The organism is Cryptosporangium phraense, assembly GCF_006912135.1.
Taxonomy (GTDB): domain Bacteria; phylum Actinomycetota; class Actinomycetes; order Mycobacteriales; family Cryptosporangiaceae; genus Cryptosporangium; species Cryptosporangium phraense.
The window spans coordinates 140,571-156,080 of sequence record NZ_VIRS01000009.1 but is presented as its reverse complement, the minus strand read 5'-3'; the positions used below and the strand labels follow the sequence as shown (position 1 = coordinate 156,080).

Here is a 15,510-nt window from a genome sequence, read left to right as displayed (position 1 = left end):
CATATCAACACCTACCTGTCCACAATCGGGCCGGCCGGACGGCCTTGCTCAAACCTGTACATGGCTCTGTCATGGCCCATTTAACAGGATGAATCGGACACAGTTGATGTCAGCGAGCCGGACGGGGCAGGAAACTCCACCTGGGGCGAATCGACCCCTATTCGCCCGGCGTGTCACGAAACGACACGCGGACCCCTCAGCACCGAGGCGAGTGATCCCCATGCCTGTTCCGGGGCACCGGAAAGCCCTGGGCCCATTGGAAAGCGCTGCGCCGCTGGCCGCTGCCGAGCGAAGAGGCCCGCCCGGTCGAGCCGTTCGATCGCCCGAACCACCACCGAGGCGTGCCGGCAATCGGGTTTCAGCCGCAGTCGGCGACCGCCGCGCGCCGGGCACCCGGCCATCCCGGAGTTGCTGTCCCGCTCGGCGGACCCATCGGTCCAGCGAAGCTGCCCACCGTTGCTCGACCAGCATCGCGGCCAACAAGAACCGCGCATCGGCCAAGGTTCGCGCCCACCGTTGCCCGCCCCGGGCGAGCAGCCGCCGGGCGCTGCCGCCACCGGGACCGTGCTCCCGGAGCCGGCCCGATTCCCGTGACCGCGCCCGGAGCCGGCCCTCCAAGTCGAGGACCACCCGCTCGAATGAGTCCTGCCCTCGATGCTCAACTTCGGTGTCACGACCGCCCCCGAGTCCCGCCCGAAGTCGACGACGGCACCGCCTCACGAACCTCGAACGAGTGCTCTTCCGTCAGCCCCGCCAGCACCATCCGTCGAGCCCGTCATGCGGGCTACCCAGCCCCACGCCGGAGCGATGTCTCCGCGGGGCCCCGACCGCGATCTGGATCAGCGCCGGGCCTCGAACCACGCGCCGGCAACGACGAAGGGCAGGTCGCTCGGCGACCTGCCCTTCGTACTGCGTAGCCCCGACCGGATTCGAACCGGCGCTACCGCCTTGAGAGGGCGGCGTCCTAGGCCGCTAGACGACGGGGCCCTAGGACAACGTTCGGGACGGTCCGAACGCTGCTGAGCTGGGGTACCAGGACTCGAACCTAGACTAACGGAACCAGAAACCGTCGGGCTGCCAATTACCCCATACCCCAATGGCGCTGCTCGCGTCTGCTTGGCTGTCATCCGCTCGCAACGTCAGTAACTCTAGCCGAGGATGCGGGCCGGTCCCAAATCGGCCCCGGCCCACCCCTCGGGCGGCGTTCAGGCGGCGACGAGTTCGCGCGCGGCCCGGAGCCGGGCGAGCGACCGCTCCGACCCCAGCAGCTCCATCGACTCGTAGAGCGGCGGCGACACCGTCCGGCCCGTGATAGCCGCCCGGACCGGCGCAAACGCCTTCCTCGGCTTCAACCCCAGCCCGTCCACCAGGGCACCCTTCAGGGCCCCTTCGATGTCCGCCGCGGTCCACGACGCCAGCCCGGAGAGGGCCGAAACCGTAGCGTCCAGAATCGGCCCGGCGTCGGCTCCCAGGACCTTCGCCTGCACGTCGTCGTCGACAGTGATGTCTTTCACGAACAGGAACCCGAGCATCCCGGGAGCCTGACCGAGCACCGGCATCCGCTCCTGCACCAGCGGCGCAGCCGCGGTGAGCAACTTCTGCTCGGACGGCGTCGGCTCCGACGCCACCAACCCCGCTCCGGCCAGGAACGGCACCAGCCGCGAGGCGAAGTCGTCGGGCGCCAGCAGACGAAGGTGCGCCGCGTTGATCGCCTCGCACTTCTTCGCGTCGAAGCGGGCCGGGTTCGGGCTCACCCGGCGGACGTCGAACGCCTCGGCCATCTCGCGCAGCGTGAAGATGTCGCGGTCCTCGGCGATCGACCAGCCGAGCAGCGCGAGGTAGTTCAGCAGGCCCTCGGGGAGGTAGCCGGCGTCCCGGTAGTGCAGCAGGTTCGCCTGGGGATCGCGCTTGGAGAGCTTCTTGTTGCCCTCCCCCATCACGTACGGCAGGTGGCCGAACTCCGGCACCCGCTCGGAGACGCCGACGTCGATCAGCGCGCGGTGCAGCGCGATCTGACGCGGGGTGCTCGGCAGCAGGTCCTCGCCCCGGAGGACGTGGGTGATCCGCATCATCGCGTCGTCGACCGGGTTGACCAGCGGGTACAGCGGGTCGCCGTTACCGCGCACGACGACGTAGTCGGGCACCGTGCCGGGGGCGAACACGACGTCGCCGCGCACCAGGTCGGTCCAGCCGATCGAGTCGTCGGGCATGCGGAACCGCAGCACCGGAGAACGACCGTCGGCGCGGAACGCCTCCTTCTGAGCCTCGGTCAGCGACCGGTCGTGGTTGTCGTACCCGAGCTTCGGGTCGCGGCCCGCTGCGCGGTGCCGCGCCTCGATCTCCTCCGCCGACGAGAACGACTCGTAGAGATAGCCGGCCTCCTGCAGCTTCGAGACGACGTCGACGTAGATCGAACGGCGCTCGGACTGGCGATAGGGACCGTACGAGCCCCCGACCTCCGGACCCTCGTCCCAGTCCAGGCCGAGCCAGCGCAGCGAGTCCAGCAGCTGCTGGTACGACTCCTGGGAGTCGCGGGCGGCGTCGGTGTCTTCGATCCGGAAGACGAACGTCCCGCCGTGGTGCCGGGCGTAGGCCCAGTTGAACAGGCAGGTCCGGACCAGTCCGACGTGCGGGTTGCCGGTCGGCGACGGACAGAATCGGACCCGGACGGACGGATCGCGGGACACGGATGTTCCCTTCATGCGCGGTTGGCGACGGGGTTGGTGAGGGTGCCCAGGCCCTCGATGCGGACGCTGACCGCGTCACCGGCGACGATCGGGCCGACGCCGGCCGGCGTGCCGGTGAGGATCACGTCGCCGGGCAGCAGCGTCATGACGTGCGAGACGTACGAGACCAGCGTCGGCACGTCGAAGATCATGTCCTTCGTGCGGCCGTCCTGCTTGACGACGTCGTTGACGAGCGCCTGCACCCCGGCGTCGGCGTAGTCGAAATCGGTCTCGATCCACGGGCCCAGCGGGCAGAACGAGTCGTAGCCCTTGGCCCGGGTGAACTGGACGTCGGAGCGCTGCTGGTCGCGCGCGGTGACGTCGTTGGCGCAGGTGTAGCCGAAGATCGACTTGAGCGCGTCCTCGCGGGAGACCTGGCGGGCGCCGCGGCCGCCGATCACGATCGCCAGCTCGGCCTCGTGCTCGACCTGCTTGGAGTCGATCGGCAGCCGGATCGGGGCGCCCGGGCCGATGATCGACGTCGGCGGCTTGAGGAACAGCAGCGGCGCGGACGGGACCTCGTTGCCGAGCTCGCTGGCGTGGGCGGCGTAGTTGCGCCCGACGCCGACGACCTTGCTCGGCAGGATCGGCGGCAGGAGTTCGACGTCGGCCAGCGCCCAGCGCTCGCCGGTGTAGCGGATGCCGCTGAACGGCACCCCTTCGAGCTCGGCGATCGTCAGCGCTTCCGGATCGTCGGTTCCGGCCGGCCCCTCCACAGCGCCGAAGGCCCGGCCGCCGGGGTGAGCGAAGAGCGCGATGCGCACGGTTGAACTCCTCGGGTCGTTGTTGCCGCAACCCTAACCCCGAGTAGGCGCGCCGATTTTTGCAGCGGCCCCGACCCACCGCCTGGGTCGGGGCCCTGCGCGCGCCACGGCGGGGCACCACTGCCGCAGCGACGATCGCGACCGGCCCGGAGGCATGGCGGTAGCACCCCGGGCCGGCGCGGGCCTGGAAACCTTTCAGCGAGCTTCGTACGACGCGTACGCGAAATCGGCCGGCAGACCGCCACCGGTCAGGTCCTGGGCCCACAGCACGAAGAACGCCCCGGTGAAGCCCTGCACCCGCTCGACCGAGTCGAGCATCTCCAGCGCGTACTCGTCCGAGAGCACGCTGGCGTCGTGCGTCTCCGGCCACCAGCGCAGCTCTCCGCCGTCGATCGCGTACCCGAACCGCAGGCCGGCCCCGTCCAGCTCGGCCCGGAGCGTCACGCCGGCACCCGGGTCGGTGACCGGTACCGGCGCCGACGCCTGCAGCAGACGCCCCCGGTTGGACGCCAGTACGTCGACGACCGTCCCCAGGCCGTCGTGATGGGTCAGCCGGGCGTAGATCCAGTTGAGCGTGTTGTAGTACGCGGCGATCCCGGACATCTGGTTGTAGCTGCCCGGCGTCGACGTGACCCGGGTCTCGAACGCGCTCGTCGAGTGCTGCACCCGGCGTCCGACCAGGCTGGATCCGCGCAGCGACACCGGCGACTCGCCGCCGATCAACCGCAGCCGGCCGTCGGACAGCTGCAGCCAGTCGTCCGACGGCGGCCGGCGCAGCGTGCTCCACTGCGGGCCGAGGACGGACCCGTCGAACTCGTCGCACTCCGGCTCGGCCGGCCAGGGGTGCGGCTCCAGCCTCGGCGCGACCACCGAGTCGAGCGGCACGCCGCCGGGCACGCGCGGCCACCCGTCGGCACTCCATTCGACGCGCTGCAGCGCGGTCTCGCGTCCCAGAATGCATCGGCCGCGCTCGGTGATCGGCCGTCCGACGAGGTGGGCCAGGTACCACTCCCCCTCGGGGGTCGCGACGAGCGACCCGTGACCGGCCCGCTGCAGGGTGAGCGTCGGATCGCCCCAGGAGCTGAGCATCGCTCCCTCCGGGTCGGCCTCGTAGGGACCCTCGATCGTGCGGGAGCGCGCGACCGTCACCTGGTGCTTCCAGAACGTGCCGCCCTCGGCCGTGACCAGGTAGTACCAGCCGTCGTGCCGGTAGAGGTGCGGCGCCTCGACCAGCCCGGCCGAGGTGCCGGTGAAGATGTTCACCGGCTCGCCGACCAGGGCCGCGGCCGACCGGTCGTACTCCTGCAGCGCGATGCCCGCGAACGCCTCCCGGCCCGGCCGGTGGTCGGCGATCATGCTCAGCATCCAGCTGCGGCCGTCGTCGTCGTGGAACATCGACGCGTCGAAGCCGAGCGAGTGCAGGCGCACCGGCGCCGACCACGGACCGGTGATGTCCGGGGCCGTCGTCAGGTAGTTGGGCGTGTCCCAGAACCCGCCACCGTACGTGCCGACGTTCGAGTAGACGAGGTGGAACAGCCCGTCCACGTACGACAAGCAGGGCGCCCAGACCCCTCCCGAGTCCCGGACGCCCCGCAGCTCGAGTAGTTCCTCCCGGTCCAGTGCCCCGCCCAGCGAGCGCCAGTGCACGAGGTCGCGCGAGTGGTGCAGCGTCACACCCGGGAACCACTCGAACGTCGAGGTGGCGACGTAGTAGTCGTCTCCGACGCGGAGGATCGAGGGGTCCGGGTAGAAGCCGGTGAGGACCGGGTTGGTGATGACGGTCGGCGGGGCAGCGACTTCGATTGCCATGGAGATCCTTATTTGCCGAATCCGGCGGCCAGGCCGCTGAGTAGCTGGCGTCGGCCGAACAGGTAGAGGGCCAGAACCGGGAGCGCGGACAGCACGACGGCCGCGAGCAGGCCCGGAACATCGGTGCCGTACTGGCTCTGGAAGTTCCAGAGGCCGAGCGGGAGCACCCGCTGGCTCTCGCTCTGGGTGAGCACCAGCGGGAACAGGAAGCCGTTCCAGGCGTTCAGGCCGGAGAAGATGCCGACGCTGGCCAGCGCCGGCCGCGACAGCGGCAGCACCAGCCGCCGGAACAGCACCGCCGGGCTGGCTCCGTCGACGGTCATCGCCTCGTACAACTCGTTCGGCACGTCCCGCAGTGCGCTGGTCAGCACCAGCACGGCCATCGGCAGCGAGAACGCCGCGGTGGGCAGGATGATCGCGGTGAGGCTGTCGTAGAGGTGCAGGCGGGTGATGATCAGGAAGATCGGGATGATCACCGCCTGCGCCGGGATCGCCAGCCCGAGCAGGAACAGGTTGAACGCGTTGCGCACCCACCGGCTCTGTCCGCGCACGATCGCGTACGAGGCCGGCAGCGCGAGCCCGAGCGTCACGATCACCGTCGCCGCGGCGGCGATGACGCTGTTGCGCAGGAACGTCCCGAACCCGAGGTCGAGCACGTTCGCGTAGTTGTGCAGCGTGAACTTCGTCGGCAGGTCGAGCGGCCCGTCGGCGACGTACGCGTCCTGGGTGCGGACGCTGGTCACCACGATGAAGTACAGCGGCACCGCGACGATCAGGAACCAGAAACTCGCGGCGATCCCGGCCGGGACGTTGGCCCGGAACCGGCGCCGGCGGCGGGGCGGCGGCGAGGACGCGGTCTCCGTCTTCGGGCGGGACAGAACTGAGGTACTCACAGGCCCTCCCGGTCACTCGTCATCCGGTGGTAACCGGTCGCTCGCACGACGACGATCGAGAGGATCGTGCCGATGATCACGAGCAGCACCGCGAGCACGCTCGCGTAGCCCATGTCGAACGCGATGAAGCCGTCCTTGTACATCTCCAGCGGCACGACCTGGGTCGCGGTGCCCGGGCCACCGTTGGTCAGCAGCAGCACCGACTCGAAGTACGTGACCGAGCCGACCAGCATCATCACCGAGGACGCGACGATCGTGTTCCGCAGCTGCGGGAGCGTGATCGAGAAGAACTGCCGCACGGTGTCGGCCCCGTCGAGCTGGGCGGCCTCGTACAGCTGGGTCGGGATCTGCCGGGTCGCGGCTTGGTACAGCAGCGTGTGGAACGGTACGAACTGCCAGGCCAGCACGAAGATCACGGTGGGCAGGGCCCGTCCCGAGTCGCCCAGGAAGTTGCCGTCCGGGACGCCGAGGAACTTGCCCCACGTCGCCGCCAACCCGAAGTTCGGGTCGAGCAGGCAGACGAACACCAGCGCGATCGCCGCCGTCGAGAGCAGCAACGGCAGGAAGAACACGGTCGAGAGCACCGCGCGGAACCGCTGCTGCCCGGCCGACCAGACGCCCAGCAGCAGCGCCAGCGGCGTCTGCACGAGCCAGGTGCCGACCGTGAGCAGGATCGTCGTGCGTAGCGCGGGGAGGAACTCGCCGTCGTCGAGCAGTGCGGACCAGTTCGCCGACCCCACCCACTGCGGGGTGCCGAGCCCGTTCCACTTCGTCCCCGACAGGTAGATCACGACGACGATCGGCACCACGCCGAACAGTGCGAAGAAGAGTGCCGCGGGAGCGGCCCAGACGAATCCGGGCCGCTCCTTTGCGGCAACACTGCTCACTTGCGCTTGGCCATGTCGTCGACGAAGGCCTGTGGGGTGATCTGCTGGAGGAACAGCTTCTGCAGGTTGGTCAGCAGCTCCTTGGCGATGTCCGGCGCGATCGCCTGGTCCCACGACTGCGCGAACGACGGCGCGGTCGAGACCATCTTGAAGACGTCGCCGTTGAACTCGGCGTTCGGCTTACCGGCCAGCTTGGACTCGGCGTTCTTGGTCGCCGGGACCGCACCGCTCTTGATCAGGTCGTCGATGTAGCCGTCGGACGACACCGTGTTGATCAGGTAGTCGATCGCCGCGTCCTTGTTCTTCGAGTTCCCGTTCACCGAGAAGTAGTTGCTCGGGTTGCCGACCAGGTTGCCCGGCTGACCCTTGCCACCGGCGATCGACGGGAACTGGAACCAGCCCAGGTCCTTCTTGGCGAAGTCCGGGTTGTTGGTCAGCTGGGTCGGGTACTCCCAGGTGCCCATCAGGAACATCGCCGACTTACCGGTGGCGAGCAGCTTGCCCGCGCCGGCGTTGTCGTAGTTGATCGACGCGAAGTTCGTGCCGAAGGCGCCCTTCTTGGCGAGGTCCTGGCACATCTGCAGTGCCTTGACGACGTCGGGGTCCTTCCAGGCCGCCGGGTCCTTCTGGATCGCGTCGAACTTCTCCGGGCCGCCGATGCGGTCGAGGAAGTACTCGGCGTACATCAGCTCGGTCCAGCCCTGGGAGCCGGGCAGCGCGATCGGCGTGACCTTCTTCGACTTGAACAGGTCGACGAGCTTGAGGAAGTCGTCGTAGGTCTTCGGCGGCTGCGCGCCGGCCGCGGTGAAGACCTTCTTGTTGTAGAAGAAGATCACCGGCTGGGTACCGGTCATCGGGAGGCCGTACTGCTTCCCGTCGAGGTTCGCGGTCTTCAGCACCGCGGGCAGGAACGCGTCCTTGACCTCGGGCTTCTTCGCCAGCGCGTCGTCGAGCGGCGCGACCTGGTTGGCGTCGACGAACTGCTTGAGGTTTCCGCCGCCCCAGTTGTAGAAGACGTCCGGCGCGTTGGGCGAGCCCATCGCGACCTGGATCTTCTGCTTGTACGCGTCGTTGATGTACGTGGACAGCGACGCTTTGTTGTCGCCGTCCTTGTTGTAGCGGGTGATCGATGCCTTGACGACCGGCGTCAGACCGGCGTCCTGCAGGGACCAGACATGAACTTCACCGGACTTGGTGTCACCCGGTCCGGAGCTGCCACAAGCAGCGGTTAATGCGAGTGCGATGCCGGTGACTGCGGCGAGAAGCGCGCGTCGGCGCATGTTCCGCACCTGTCCTTCCCCACGTCATTGGGTTCGAAAGGTTTCGAGCGGGCTGAGGTGCGAGGAAATTAGGGGAAGCGCTTTCACAGGTCAAGCAAACCGCAAATCACGATCTCATAACGTTGACTTAGTTTCGAAAAGTTTCGGCCCTACGCTGCCCGCATGACCGGTCGTACGACTATTGCGGAGATCGCGCGGACCGCCGCCGTCTCGGTATCCACCGTCTCCAAAGTGCTCAACGGCCACACCGACGTCGCCGAGGACACCCGTCGGCGCGTCCAGCGGCTGCTGGACGAGCGCGGGTACCGCCGTCGGCGGGCCGCCCACCACCAGCGCTCGGGCGACCTGCTCGACCTGGTGATCAACGACCTCGACACCCCCTGGGGCCTGGCGCTGCTCACCGGCATCGAGGAGGTCGTCGAGTCGGCCGGCATCGGGCTGGTGATCTCGGCCGTGCACAGCCGGGCCGCGCTGACCCGTCGCTGGCTGGAGTCGCTGCTGGCCCGCGGTTCCCAGGGCGCGATCCTGGTGCTGTCGGACCTGGACGACGCCCAGCGCGAGCAGCTGCGGCGCCACGGCACGCCGATCGTCGTCATCGACGGGGTCTCCCAACCGCCGCCGGACGTCCCGTCGGTCGGAGCCACGAACTTCTCCGGGGCCTACTCGGCCACCGAGCACCTGCTGCAGCTCGGGCACCGGCGGATCGCGGTCATCGGCGGGCCCGAGCAGCTCGCCTGCACCCGGGCGCGGATCGCCGGCTACCGGGCCGCGTTCGACGCGGCCGATCTGGTGGCCCCGCGTGGGCTGCTGCGATACGGCAACTTCTACCACGACGGCGGGTTCCGGGCCGCGCGCTCGCTGCTCGAGGACGACGACCCGCCGACGGCCATCTTCGCCGGCAGCGACATGCACGCGATGGGCGTCTACGAGGCCGCGAGGAAGTCCGGCCGGACCGTTCCCGACGACCTGTCGGTGGTCGGGTTCGACGACCTGAACTTCGCGTCCTGGACCGCGCCCGGGCTCACCACCGTGCGCCAGCCCCTGCACGAGATGGGCGCGACCGCGGCCAGGACCCTGCTGCGCCTGGTGGCGGGCGAGGCGCTCGACTCGACCAGCATCGAGCTCGCGACGAGCTTGGTCGTCCGCGACAGCACGGCCGTACCCTCGGGCACGTGAGGTTTCTGGCGCGCGAGGAGTGGAGCGCGCTGCGCGCTGCCCACGAGACGGCGGTCGACGCGCTGCTGCGCGACCACCTGGAGCGCCGCCGCCGCGGACGCAAGCACCCGGTCGAGGACTTCCTCTTCGAGTACTACTCGTTCCGCCCCGGTCAGCTGCGCCGGTGGCACCCCGGCGCCGGGGTGGTGCTCCAGGATGCTCCCCCGGAGGCTGGGTACACCGCCGTCGAGGGCGGCGTCGTGCTTGATCTGGACGCCTTCCTGGCGCGCCGTTCGGCCACCGTGGATTTCGTCCGGAGCCTGTTGACGGCCACCGCGTCGCGCCCGGCCCAGCTCGGCTGCTTCGGGCTGCACGAGTGGGCGATGGTGTACCGGTCGCCGGAGACCCGGCACGAGTGGCCGCTGCGGCTGGGCGGCGCGGCCACCGACGCCGTCGTCGAGGGGCGCGGGGTCCGCTGCAGCCACTTCGACGCGTTCCGGTTCTTCACGTCGCCGGCCCGCCCGCTGAACGTGCTGCAGCCGTCGCGCGAGACGCAGGTCCAGCTCGAACAACCCGGGTGTCTGCACGCGACGATGGACCTCTACAAGTGGGCCTACAAACTCTCGCCGCTCACGCCGTCGAGCCTGGTTCTCGAGTGTTTCCGGCTGGCCAAGAACGTCCGTGAGCTGGACATGCGGGCGAGCCCGTACGACTTCGCCGCGCTCGGCTACGAACCGGTCCGAATCGAGACGCCCGAGGGCCGCGCGGAGTACGCCGCCACCCAGCGAGGCTTCGCCGAGCGCGGCGCCCGGCTACGCACAGCCCTCCTCGACGTCTGCGCGCACGCCGCCGATGTGGGTACAATCGCTCCGATGTAAGTACAGCGATCGGAGGCCCAGTCATGAGCACTGTCTCGATCCGCGAGTTCTCCCACAATCCCAGCGCGATGTTCGCCCGGGCCGAAAAGGGCGAAACCATCGAGGTGACGCGTCACGGCAACGTGATCGCGATCCTCGTTCCCGGCGACGGTTGGCATCACGACCGCTACGCGTCGCTGATCGCCGACGGCACCCTCCGGCTCGGGTCCATGTCGACGAGCGACATCGACCAGATCACCACCTTCGAGGTCCCGCCCGGCGTCGAGCCGCTCGACATCCTGCTCGCCGCTCGCGAGGAAGAGGATCGGTGATCTATCTGGATTCCAGCGCGCTCGTCACGCTGATCGCCGAGCGGACGTACGCCGCCGAGCTCCGGCACTTCCTCGGCCTCAGACCCCACCGGCCGCAGGGAACGAGCACGGTCGGGTTCGTCGAGACCGTGCGGGCGCTGGACCGGATCGGCGACTTCCCCTCGGCGATGCGCACCCTCACTACCGAGTACACCGAGGTGGAGGTCACCGCCCGCGTCCGAGACCGGGCCGCTCGCCTACCGGCCCGAGTCCGCACCCTCGACGCCATCCACATCGCGAGCGCGCAGGTCCTCGGCCCGGCGCTCGACTGCCTGGTCACCTACGACAAGCGGCTGCTCGAGGTGGCCCGGTCGGTGGGGCTGCCCGCCGAGGCGCCCGGCCTGGCCTGACGCCTCGGCGGCTCGCCGGTCACACCAGGGTGGCCGCTCCGGCGCGGCGCAGGCCGTAGTTGAGCGCGTCGATCAGCGCCCGCCAGGACGCCTCGATCACGTTGCCGTGCACGCCCACCGTGGTCCATTCGCCCTTGTGGTCGGTGGTGTCGATGAGCACCCGGGTCACCGCGTCGGTGCCGAACCGGCCGTCGAGGATGCGGACCTTGTAGTCGGCCAGCTCGACGTCGGCCAGCGACGGGTAGAACGTCGTCAGCGCCTGGCGCAGCGCACGGTCGAGCGCGCTCACCGGGCCGTTGCCCTCGGCGGTCGCGATGACCCGCTCGCCGTCGACCGCGAGCTTCACGGTCGCCTCGCTGATCGCCTCGCCACCGTCGTGCTGCTCGACCAGCACCCGGTACGACTCGAGCCGGAAGAACGTCGGGCCGTTCTCGCCCTCGAGCTCCGACCGGACCAGCAGCTCGAACGACGCGTCGGCGGCCTCGAAACTCGAGCCCCCGGCCTCCAGCTCCTTCACCTTGGCGACGACCCGCCCGACGGCCTCGGGCTCGTCGGTGAGGTCGATGCCCAGCTCCTTGGCCTTCAGCTCGATCGACGCCCGACCGGCCATCTCGGTGACGAGGATGCGCATGTCGTTGCCGACGACCGCCGGCTCCATGTGGTTGTAGAGCTCGGGCGACACCTTGATCGCGCTGGCGTGCAGGCCGGCCTTGTGCGCAAACGCGCTGGCCCCGACGTAGGGCTGGTGGGTGTCGGGCGCGATGTTGGCGATCTCGGCGATCGCGTGCGAGACCCGGACGAGCTCGGGCAGGCACTCCTCGGGGACCACCTGGCGGTTCATCTTCGTCACCAGGCCTCCGATGACCGCGAACAGGTCGGCGTTGCCGGCCCGCTCGCCGTAGCCGTTCGCGGTGCCCTGCACGTGGGTGGCGCCGGCCTCGACCGCGGCCAGCGTGTTGGCGACCGCGCAGGCCGTGTCGTCCTGGGCGTGCATGCCGACGCGGAACCCGGTGCGCTCGATGACCTCGGAGACCACCCGCCCGACGCCCATCGGCAGCATCCCGCCGTTGGTGTCGCACAGCACGCCGACGTCGGCCCCGGCCTCGAAGGCGCTGGCCAGCACCCGGACCCCGTAGTCCCGGTCGTGGGCGTAGCCGTCGAAGAAGTGCTCGCAGTCGAGGAACACCCGGCGGCCCTCGCCGACCAGGTACGCGACGGTGTCACGCACCATCGCCAGGTTCTCCTCGTACGTCGTCCGGAGCGCGTCGGTGACGTGCCGGACGTCGGACTTCGCGACCAGGCAGACGACGGGGGTCTGCGCGGCCAGCAGGGCGGCGACCTGCTTGTCGTCCTGCACGCGTACGCCGGCCTTGCGCGTCGCGCCGAACGCCACCAGCTGCGCGTTCTTCAGCGCGAGCTCGCCGGCCGCGGCCCGGGCGAAGAACTCCGTGTCGGTCGGCAACGCGCCCGGCCAGCCACCCTCGATGAACCCGACCCCGACGTCGTCCAACAGCCGGGCCACGGCGATCTTGTCGGTGGCGGAGTACGAAATGCCCTCGCGCTGGCCCCCGTCCCGCAACGTGGTGTCGAAGACGTGGAACGTGTCATCCAGCATGTCGAAGACCTTTCCTCAGCAGGGTTCCGGGGCCTGTGCGGGGCCACAAAAAAGACCCCCCACCGAAGCGTGGGAGGTCTGCGCGTCAGCGACGAGCTGACGCGCTAGCTGGTAATGCAGAACCCAGTCATGAGCCGATACTGACACATCGAGGCCGTTCCTGGGACCTCACGTCCACATGCTGGACCTCTTGCGGTGCCGAGTACTCTGAGTCGAGTATTCGCCCTCGGAGGTGATCGCATGGCGCGGCGACGGGTCTCCAATCCGCTCGCGCTGGCCGCGTTGACGCTGCTGCAGGAGCGTCCGATGCACCCGTACGAGATCTCGTCGAACCTGCGCGAGCGGCGCAAGGACGAGAGCATCAAGCTCAATTACGGGTCGCTGTACTCGGTCGTCGAGTCGCTGGCCCGGCACGGGCTGATCGAGGCCCTGGAGACGACCCGCGAGGGCCGTCGCCCCGAGCGCACGGTCTACGCGATCACCGACGCCGGCCAGCGCGAGGTCGAAGACTGGCTGAGCGAGCTGATCAGCCGCCCGGTCAAGGAGTTCACGCAGTTCGAGGCCGGGTTGTCGCTGCTCGGCGCCCTGCCGGTCGACGACGCGATCCGCCTGCTCCGGCTCCGCCTGGCCTCGCTGACGATGGCCGCGCGGTCGGCGGCGGCGATCCAGGAGGCGGTCGCCGGGTTCCCCCGCATCTTCATGCTCGAGAGCGAGTACGAGGCCGCGGTCCGCGACGCCGAGATCCGGTTCGTCACCGGCCTGCTGCGCGACATCGAGGACGGCACGCTGAGCGGCCTCGACGGCTGGCGCCGGATTCACGAGCTGCGTGCGTCCGGGCTCTCGCCCGAGGAGGTCGACGCGAAGCTCGCGGCCGAGTTCCCGGTCGTCTTCACCGGCCCGCCGGAGGTGAGGCCACCGGAGAGCCGCTGAGCGGACGGCCCCCGAACTCGGCGCGCCAACGCCGGGCCGAGGGCCGTCCCGAATCCCCGAACCGAACCCGTTTCGCTCTCGCTGAGCGGGCGACGATCCCGAGGGTCGCAACTTCAGGGTATCCGTCGCCGGCTCGGCGTCCCTGGAGGATCGACATGACCGTCATCCGTGCCACCGACCTGACCAAGTCCTACGGACGCGTCCAGGCGCTGAAGGGCCTCAGCCTGGAGGTGCCGGCCGGCACCGTCTTCGCGCTGCTGGGCCCGAACGGCGCAGGCAAGTCCACCACCGTCAAGATTCTCAGCACGCTCAGCCGTCCCGACGGCGGCACCGCCGAGGTGGCCGGCTTCGACGTGCTGCGCCGACCGGCCGCGGTCCGGGCCGCGATCGGCTACGTCTCCCAGCGGCCGGGCTTCGACCCGATCGCGACCGGGCGGGAGAACCTGGTGCTCACCGCGCGGCTCCGGGGCATCCCCCGGCGGGCCGCGGCGGCCCGGGCCCGCGAGCTGCTGGCCACGTTCGACCTCGAGGAGCCCGCCGACCGGCAGGCCGGGCGGTGGTCGGGCGGAATGCAGCGCAAGCTCGACGTCGCCATGGGCCTGGTGCACGCACCGGAGGTGCTGTTCCTCGACGAGCCGACCACCGGGCTGGACCCCGAGGCGCGGACCCAGCTCTGGGCCACGGTGTCGACGCTGACCCGCACCACCGGGCTCACCGTCGTCCTCACCACGCATTATCTCGACGAGGCCGACCAGATGGCCGATCACCTCCTGATCGTCGACCGCGGTCAGGCCGTGGCCGAGGGAGCGCCGGAGGCGCTCAAGGCCGACCTGGGTGGGGACACCGTGCAGATCGACCTGCGGTCGGCCGAGGACGGTGGCCGGGCCGCCCGCGTGCTGGAGGCCCTGCCGGACGTGGTGCACGTCCGGCGCGACGGGCTCCGGCTGCGGGCTCAGGCCCGCGACGGCGCGCGTGTCCTCCTCGAGCTCCGGAACGCGGGCGTCCCGACGGTCGCCGCGAGCGTCGCGCACGCGTCGCTCGACGACGTGTACCTGCGGTACGCCGGCCGCGCGTACCAGGAGGCGGCGGCATGACCCTCGCGCTGACCCAGACCGGGTTGCTCACCGTCCGGGCTGTGCGGACGCTCGGCCGCCAGCCGGTCTATCTGGCGTTCTCGCTGGTGCAGCCGTTGATCTGGCTGCTGTTGTTCGGTTCGGTGTTCACCGCGATCGGGAAGCTGCCCGGGTTCGAGGGCTCGTACCTGGAGTTCCTGACGCCCGGGGTCGTGGCGATGACCGCGATGCTGACCGCGACCTGGGCCGGGACGTCGTTCATCCAGGACATCGATCGGGGGGTGATGGATCGGACGCTCGCGTCGCCGACCCGGCGGGGGGCGATCGTGGGGGCGTCGATCGCGTATCAGGGGATCTCGATGGTGATCCTCGGGGCGATCGTGTTCGGGGCGGCCTGGCTCGCCGGGGTGCGGTACTCCGGGTTCGTGGGGGTGCCGGTGACGATCGGGCTGGCGGTGTTGCTGACCGCCGCGTTCACCGGGTTGTCGGACGCGTTGGCGCTGCTGTTGCGGTCGCAGGACGCGCTGATCGGGCTGTCGCAGTTCCTGACGCTGCCGTTGTCGTTCCTGTCGTCGGTGATGCTGGCGCCGTCGTTGTTGCCGGGGTGGGTGGCTCGGGCGGCGGCGTGGAATCCGTTGAACTGGGCTGCCGAAGGGAGTCGGTCGGCGTTGTCGGTGGCGCCGGATTGGGGGTTGGTGGGGCGTGACGCCCTGCAGTTGGCGGGGCTGGCTCTGGCCATGGCGGTAGCCGCCTCCGCCGCCTTCCGCGCCTACCAGCGCTCGACGTGAAAGCGGGACCCG

General features: G+C 69.9%; 14 protein-coding genes and 2 tRNA genes. 7 read left to right on the top strand and 9 right to left on the bottom strand.

Going from position 1 to position 15,510, the window contains the following annotated elements; all coding sequences use genetic code 11:
* Positions 1 to 914: 914 nt before the first annotated feature.
* The 8 genes from FL583_RS15020 to FL583_RS14985 form a co-directional block, all read right to left on the bottom strand.
* Positions 915 to 987: transfer RNA gene (locus tag FL583_RS15020), tRNA-Glu, on the bottom strand.
* A 37-nt stretch (positions 988 to 1,024) separates the two neighbouring features.
* Positions 1,025 to 1,096: transfer RNA gene (locus FL583_RS15015), tRNA-Gln, on the bottom strand.
* Positions 1,097 to 1,205: 109 nt separating this feature from the next.
* On the bottom strand, positions 1,206 to 2,702 hold the full coding sequence (gene gltX, locus FL583_RS15010; protein WP_142705242.1) for a glutamate--tRNA ligase: 1,497 nt from the start codon (positions 2,700 to 2,702) through the stop codon (positions 1,206 to 1,208).
* Positions 2,699 to 3,490 (bottom strand): fumarylacetoacetate hydrolase family protein, encoded by a 792-nt coding sequence (locus FL583_RS15005; RefSeq protein WP_142705241.1) that lies wholly within the window; start codon positions 3,488 to 3,490, stop codon positions 2,699 to 2,701. Before FL583_RS15005 ends, gltX begins: the two co-directional genes overlap by 4 nt.
* Positions 3,491 to 3,685: 195 nt before the next feature.
* Positions 3,686 to 5,299: a glycoside hydrolase family 43 protein gene (locus FL583_RS15000; RefSeq protein ID WP_142705240.1), complete on the bottom strand. Its 1,614-nt coding sequence runs from the start codon at positions 5,297 to 5,299 to the stop codon at positions 3,686 to 3,688.
* 8 nt (positions 5,300 to 5,307) lie between these two features.
* A complete protein-coding gene (locus tag FL583_RS14995; protein ID WP_142705239.1) occupies positions 5,308 to 6,192 on the bottom strand; it encodes a carbohydrate ABC transporter permease in 885 nt (294 codons plus the stop codon).
* Complete coding sequence (locus tag FL583_RS14990) at positions 6,189 to 7,079, bottom strand: carbohydrate ABC transporter permease (protein ID WP_142705238.1); 891 nt, start codon at positions 7,077 to 7,079, stop codon at positions 6,189 to 6,191. The genes FL583_RS14995 and FL583_RS14990 overlap by 4 nt, the downstream gene beginning before the upstream one ends.
* Positions 7,076 to 8,359 carry an ABC transporter substrate-binding protein gene (locus tag FL583_RS14985; RefSeq protein WP_142705237.1) on the bottom strand — a complete coding sequence of 428 codons (1,284 nt, stop codon included), beginning with the start codon at positions 8,357 to 8,359 and terminating at the stop codon, positions 7,076 to 7,078. The genes FL583_RS14990 and FL583_RS14985 overlap by 4 nt, the downstream gene beginning before the upstream one ends.
* 162 nt (positions 8,360 to 8,521) lie before the next feature.
* Here FL583_RS14985 and FL583_RS14980 point away from each other — a divergent pair, with 162 nt between their 5' ends.
* From FL583_RS14980 to FL583_RS14965, 4 genes are read left to right on the top strand one after another with little or no spacing between them, the layout of a single operon-like run.
* Complete coding sequence (locus FL583_RS14980; protein WP_142705236.1) at positions 8,522 to 9,535, top strand: LacI family DNA-binding transcriptional regulator; 1,014 nt, start codon at positions 8,522 to 8,524, stop codon at positions 9,533 to 9,535.
* A complete protein-coding gene (locus tag FL583_RS14975) occupies positions 9,532 to 10,392 on the top strand; it encodes an RNA-binding protein (RefSeq protein ID WP_142705235.1) in 861 nt (286 codons plus the stop codon). Before FL583_RS14980 ends, FL583_RS14975 begins: the two co-directional genes overlap by 4 nt.
* A gap of 23 nt (positions 10,393 to 10,415) precedes the next feature.
* Complete coding sequence (locus FL583_RS14970; protein ID WP_142705234.1) at positions 10,416 to 10,703, top strand: type II toxin-antitoxin system Phd/YefM family antitoxin; 288 nt, start codon at positions 10,416 to 10,418, stop codon at positions 10,701 to 10,703.
* Entirely contained in the window at positions 10,700 to 11,092 is a 393-nt protein-coding gene (locus FL583_RS14965) for a type II toxin-antitoxin system VapC family toxin (protein ID WP_142705233.1), read from the top strand. The genes FL583_RS14970 and FL583_RS14965 overlap by 4 nt, the downstream gene beginning before the upstream one ends.
* Positions 11,093 to 11,111: 19 nt before the next feature.
* Here FL583_RS14965 and cimA read toward each other — a convergent pair whose 3' ends face one another.
* On the bottom strand, positions 11,112 to 12,707 hold the full coding sequence (gene cimA, locus FL583_RS14960; RefSeq protein ID WP_142705232.1) for a citramalate synthase: 1,596 nt from the start codon (positions 12,705 to 12,707) through the stop codon (positions 11,112 to 11,114).
* Between the two features lie 240 nt (positions 12,708 to 12,947).
* On the opposite strand from cimA, the gene FL583_RS14955 reads away from it, so the two are divergent.
* The 3 genes from FL583_RS14955 (at position 12,948) to FL583_RS14945 (ending at position 15,498) form a co-directional block, all read left to right on the top strand.
* Entirely contained in the window at positions 12,948 to 13,637 is a 690-nt protein-coding gene (locus FL583_RS14955; protein ID WP_142705231.1) for a PadR family transcriptional regulator, read from the top strand.
* A gap of 155 nt (positions 13,638 to 13,792) precedes the next feature.
* Positions 13,793 to 14,731: an ABC transporter ATP-binding protein gene (locus FL583_RS14950; protein ID WP_142705230.1), complete on the top strand. Its 939-nt coding sequence runs from the start codon at positions 13,793 to 13,795 to the stop codon at positions 14,729 to 14,731.
* Positions 14,728 to 15,498 carry an ABC transporter permease gene (locus FL583_RS14945; RefSeq protein WP_142705229.1) on the top strand — a complete coding sequence of 257 codons (771 nt, stop codon included), beginning with the start codon at positions 14,728 to 14,730 and terminating at the stop codon, positions 15,496 to 15,498. The genes FL583_RS14950 and FL583_RS14945 overlap by 4 nt, the downstream gene beginning before the upstream one ends.
* The last annotated feature ends 12 nt before the right edge of the window (positions 15,499 to 15,510 follow it).

What these genes read in the sequence shown, in the direction of transcription:
- FL583_RS14985 (WP_142705237.1), bottom strand. Translation starts at nt 8,359, where the DNA reads ATGCGCCGACGCGCGCTTCTCGCCGCAGTCACCGGCATCGCACTCGCA.
- FL583_RS15000 (WP_142705240.1), bottom strand. Translation starts at nt 5,299, where the DNA reads ATGGCAATCGAAGTCGCTGCCCCGCCGACCGTCATCACCAACCCGGTC.
- FL583_RS14980 (WP_142705236.1), top strand. Translation starts at nt 8,522, where the DNA reads ATGACCGGTCGTACGACTATTGCGGAGATCGCGCGGACCGCCGCCGTC.
- FL583_RS14950 (WP_142705230.1), top strand. Translation starts at nt 13,793, where the DNA reads ATGACCGTCATCCGTGCCACCGACCTGACCAAGTCCTACGGACGCGTC.
- gltX (WP_142705242.1), bottom strand. Translation starts at nt 2,702, where the DNA reads ATGAAGGGAACATCCGTGTCCCGCGATCCGTCCGTCCGGGTCCGATTC.
- FL583_RS14945 (WP_142705229.1), top strand. Translation starts at nt 14,728, where the DNA reads ATGACCCTCGCGCTGACCCAGACCGGGTTGCTCACCGTCCGGGCTGTG.
- FL583_RS14970 (WP_142705234.1), top strand. Translation starts at nt 10,416, where the DNA reads ATGAGCACTGTCTCGATCCGCGAGTTCTCCCACAATCCCAGCGCGATG.
- FL583_RS14955 (WP_142705231.1), top strand. Translation starts at nt 12,948, where the DNA reads ATGGCGCGGCGACGGGTCTCCAATCCGCTCGCGCTGGCCGCGTTGACG.
- cimA (WP_142705232.1), bottom strand. Translation starts at nt 12,707, where the DNA reads ATGCTGGATGACACGTTCCACGTCTTCGACACCACGTTGCGGGACGGG.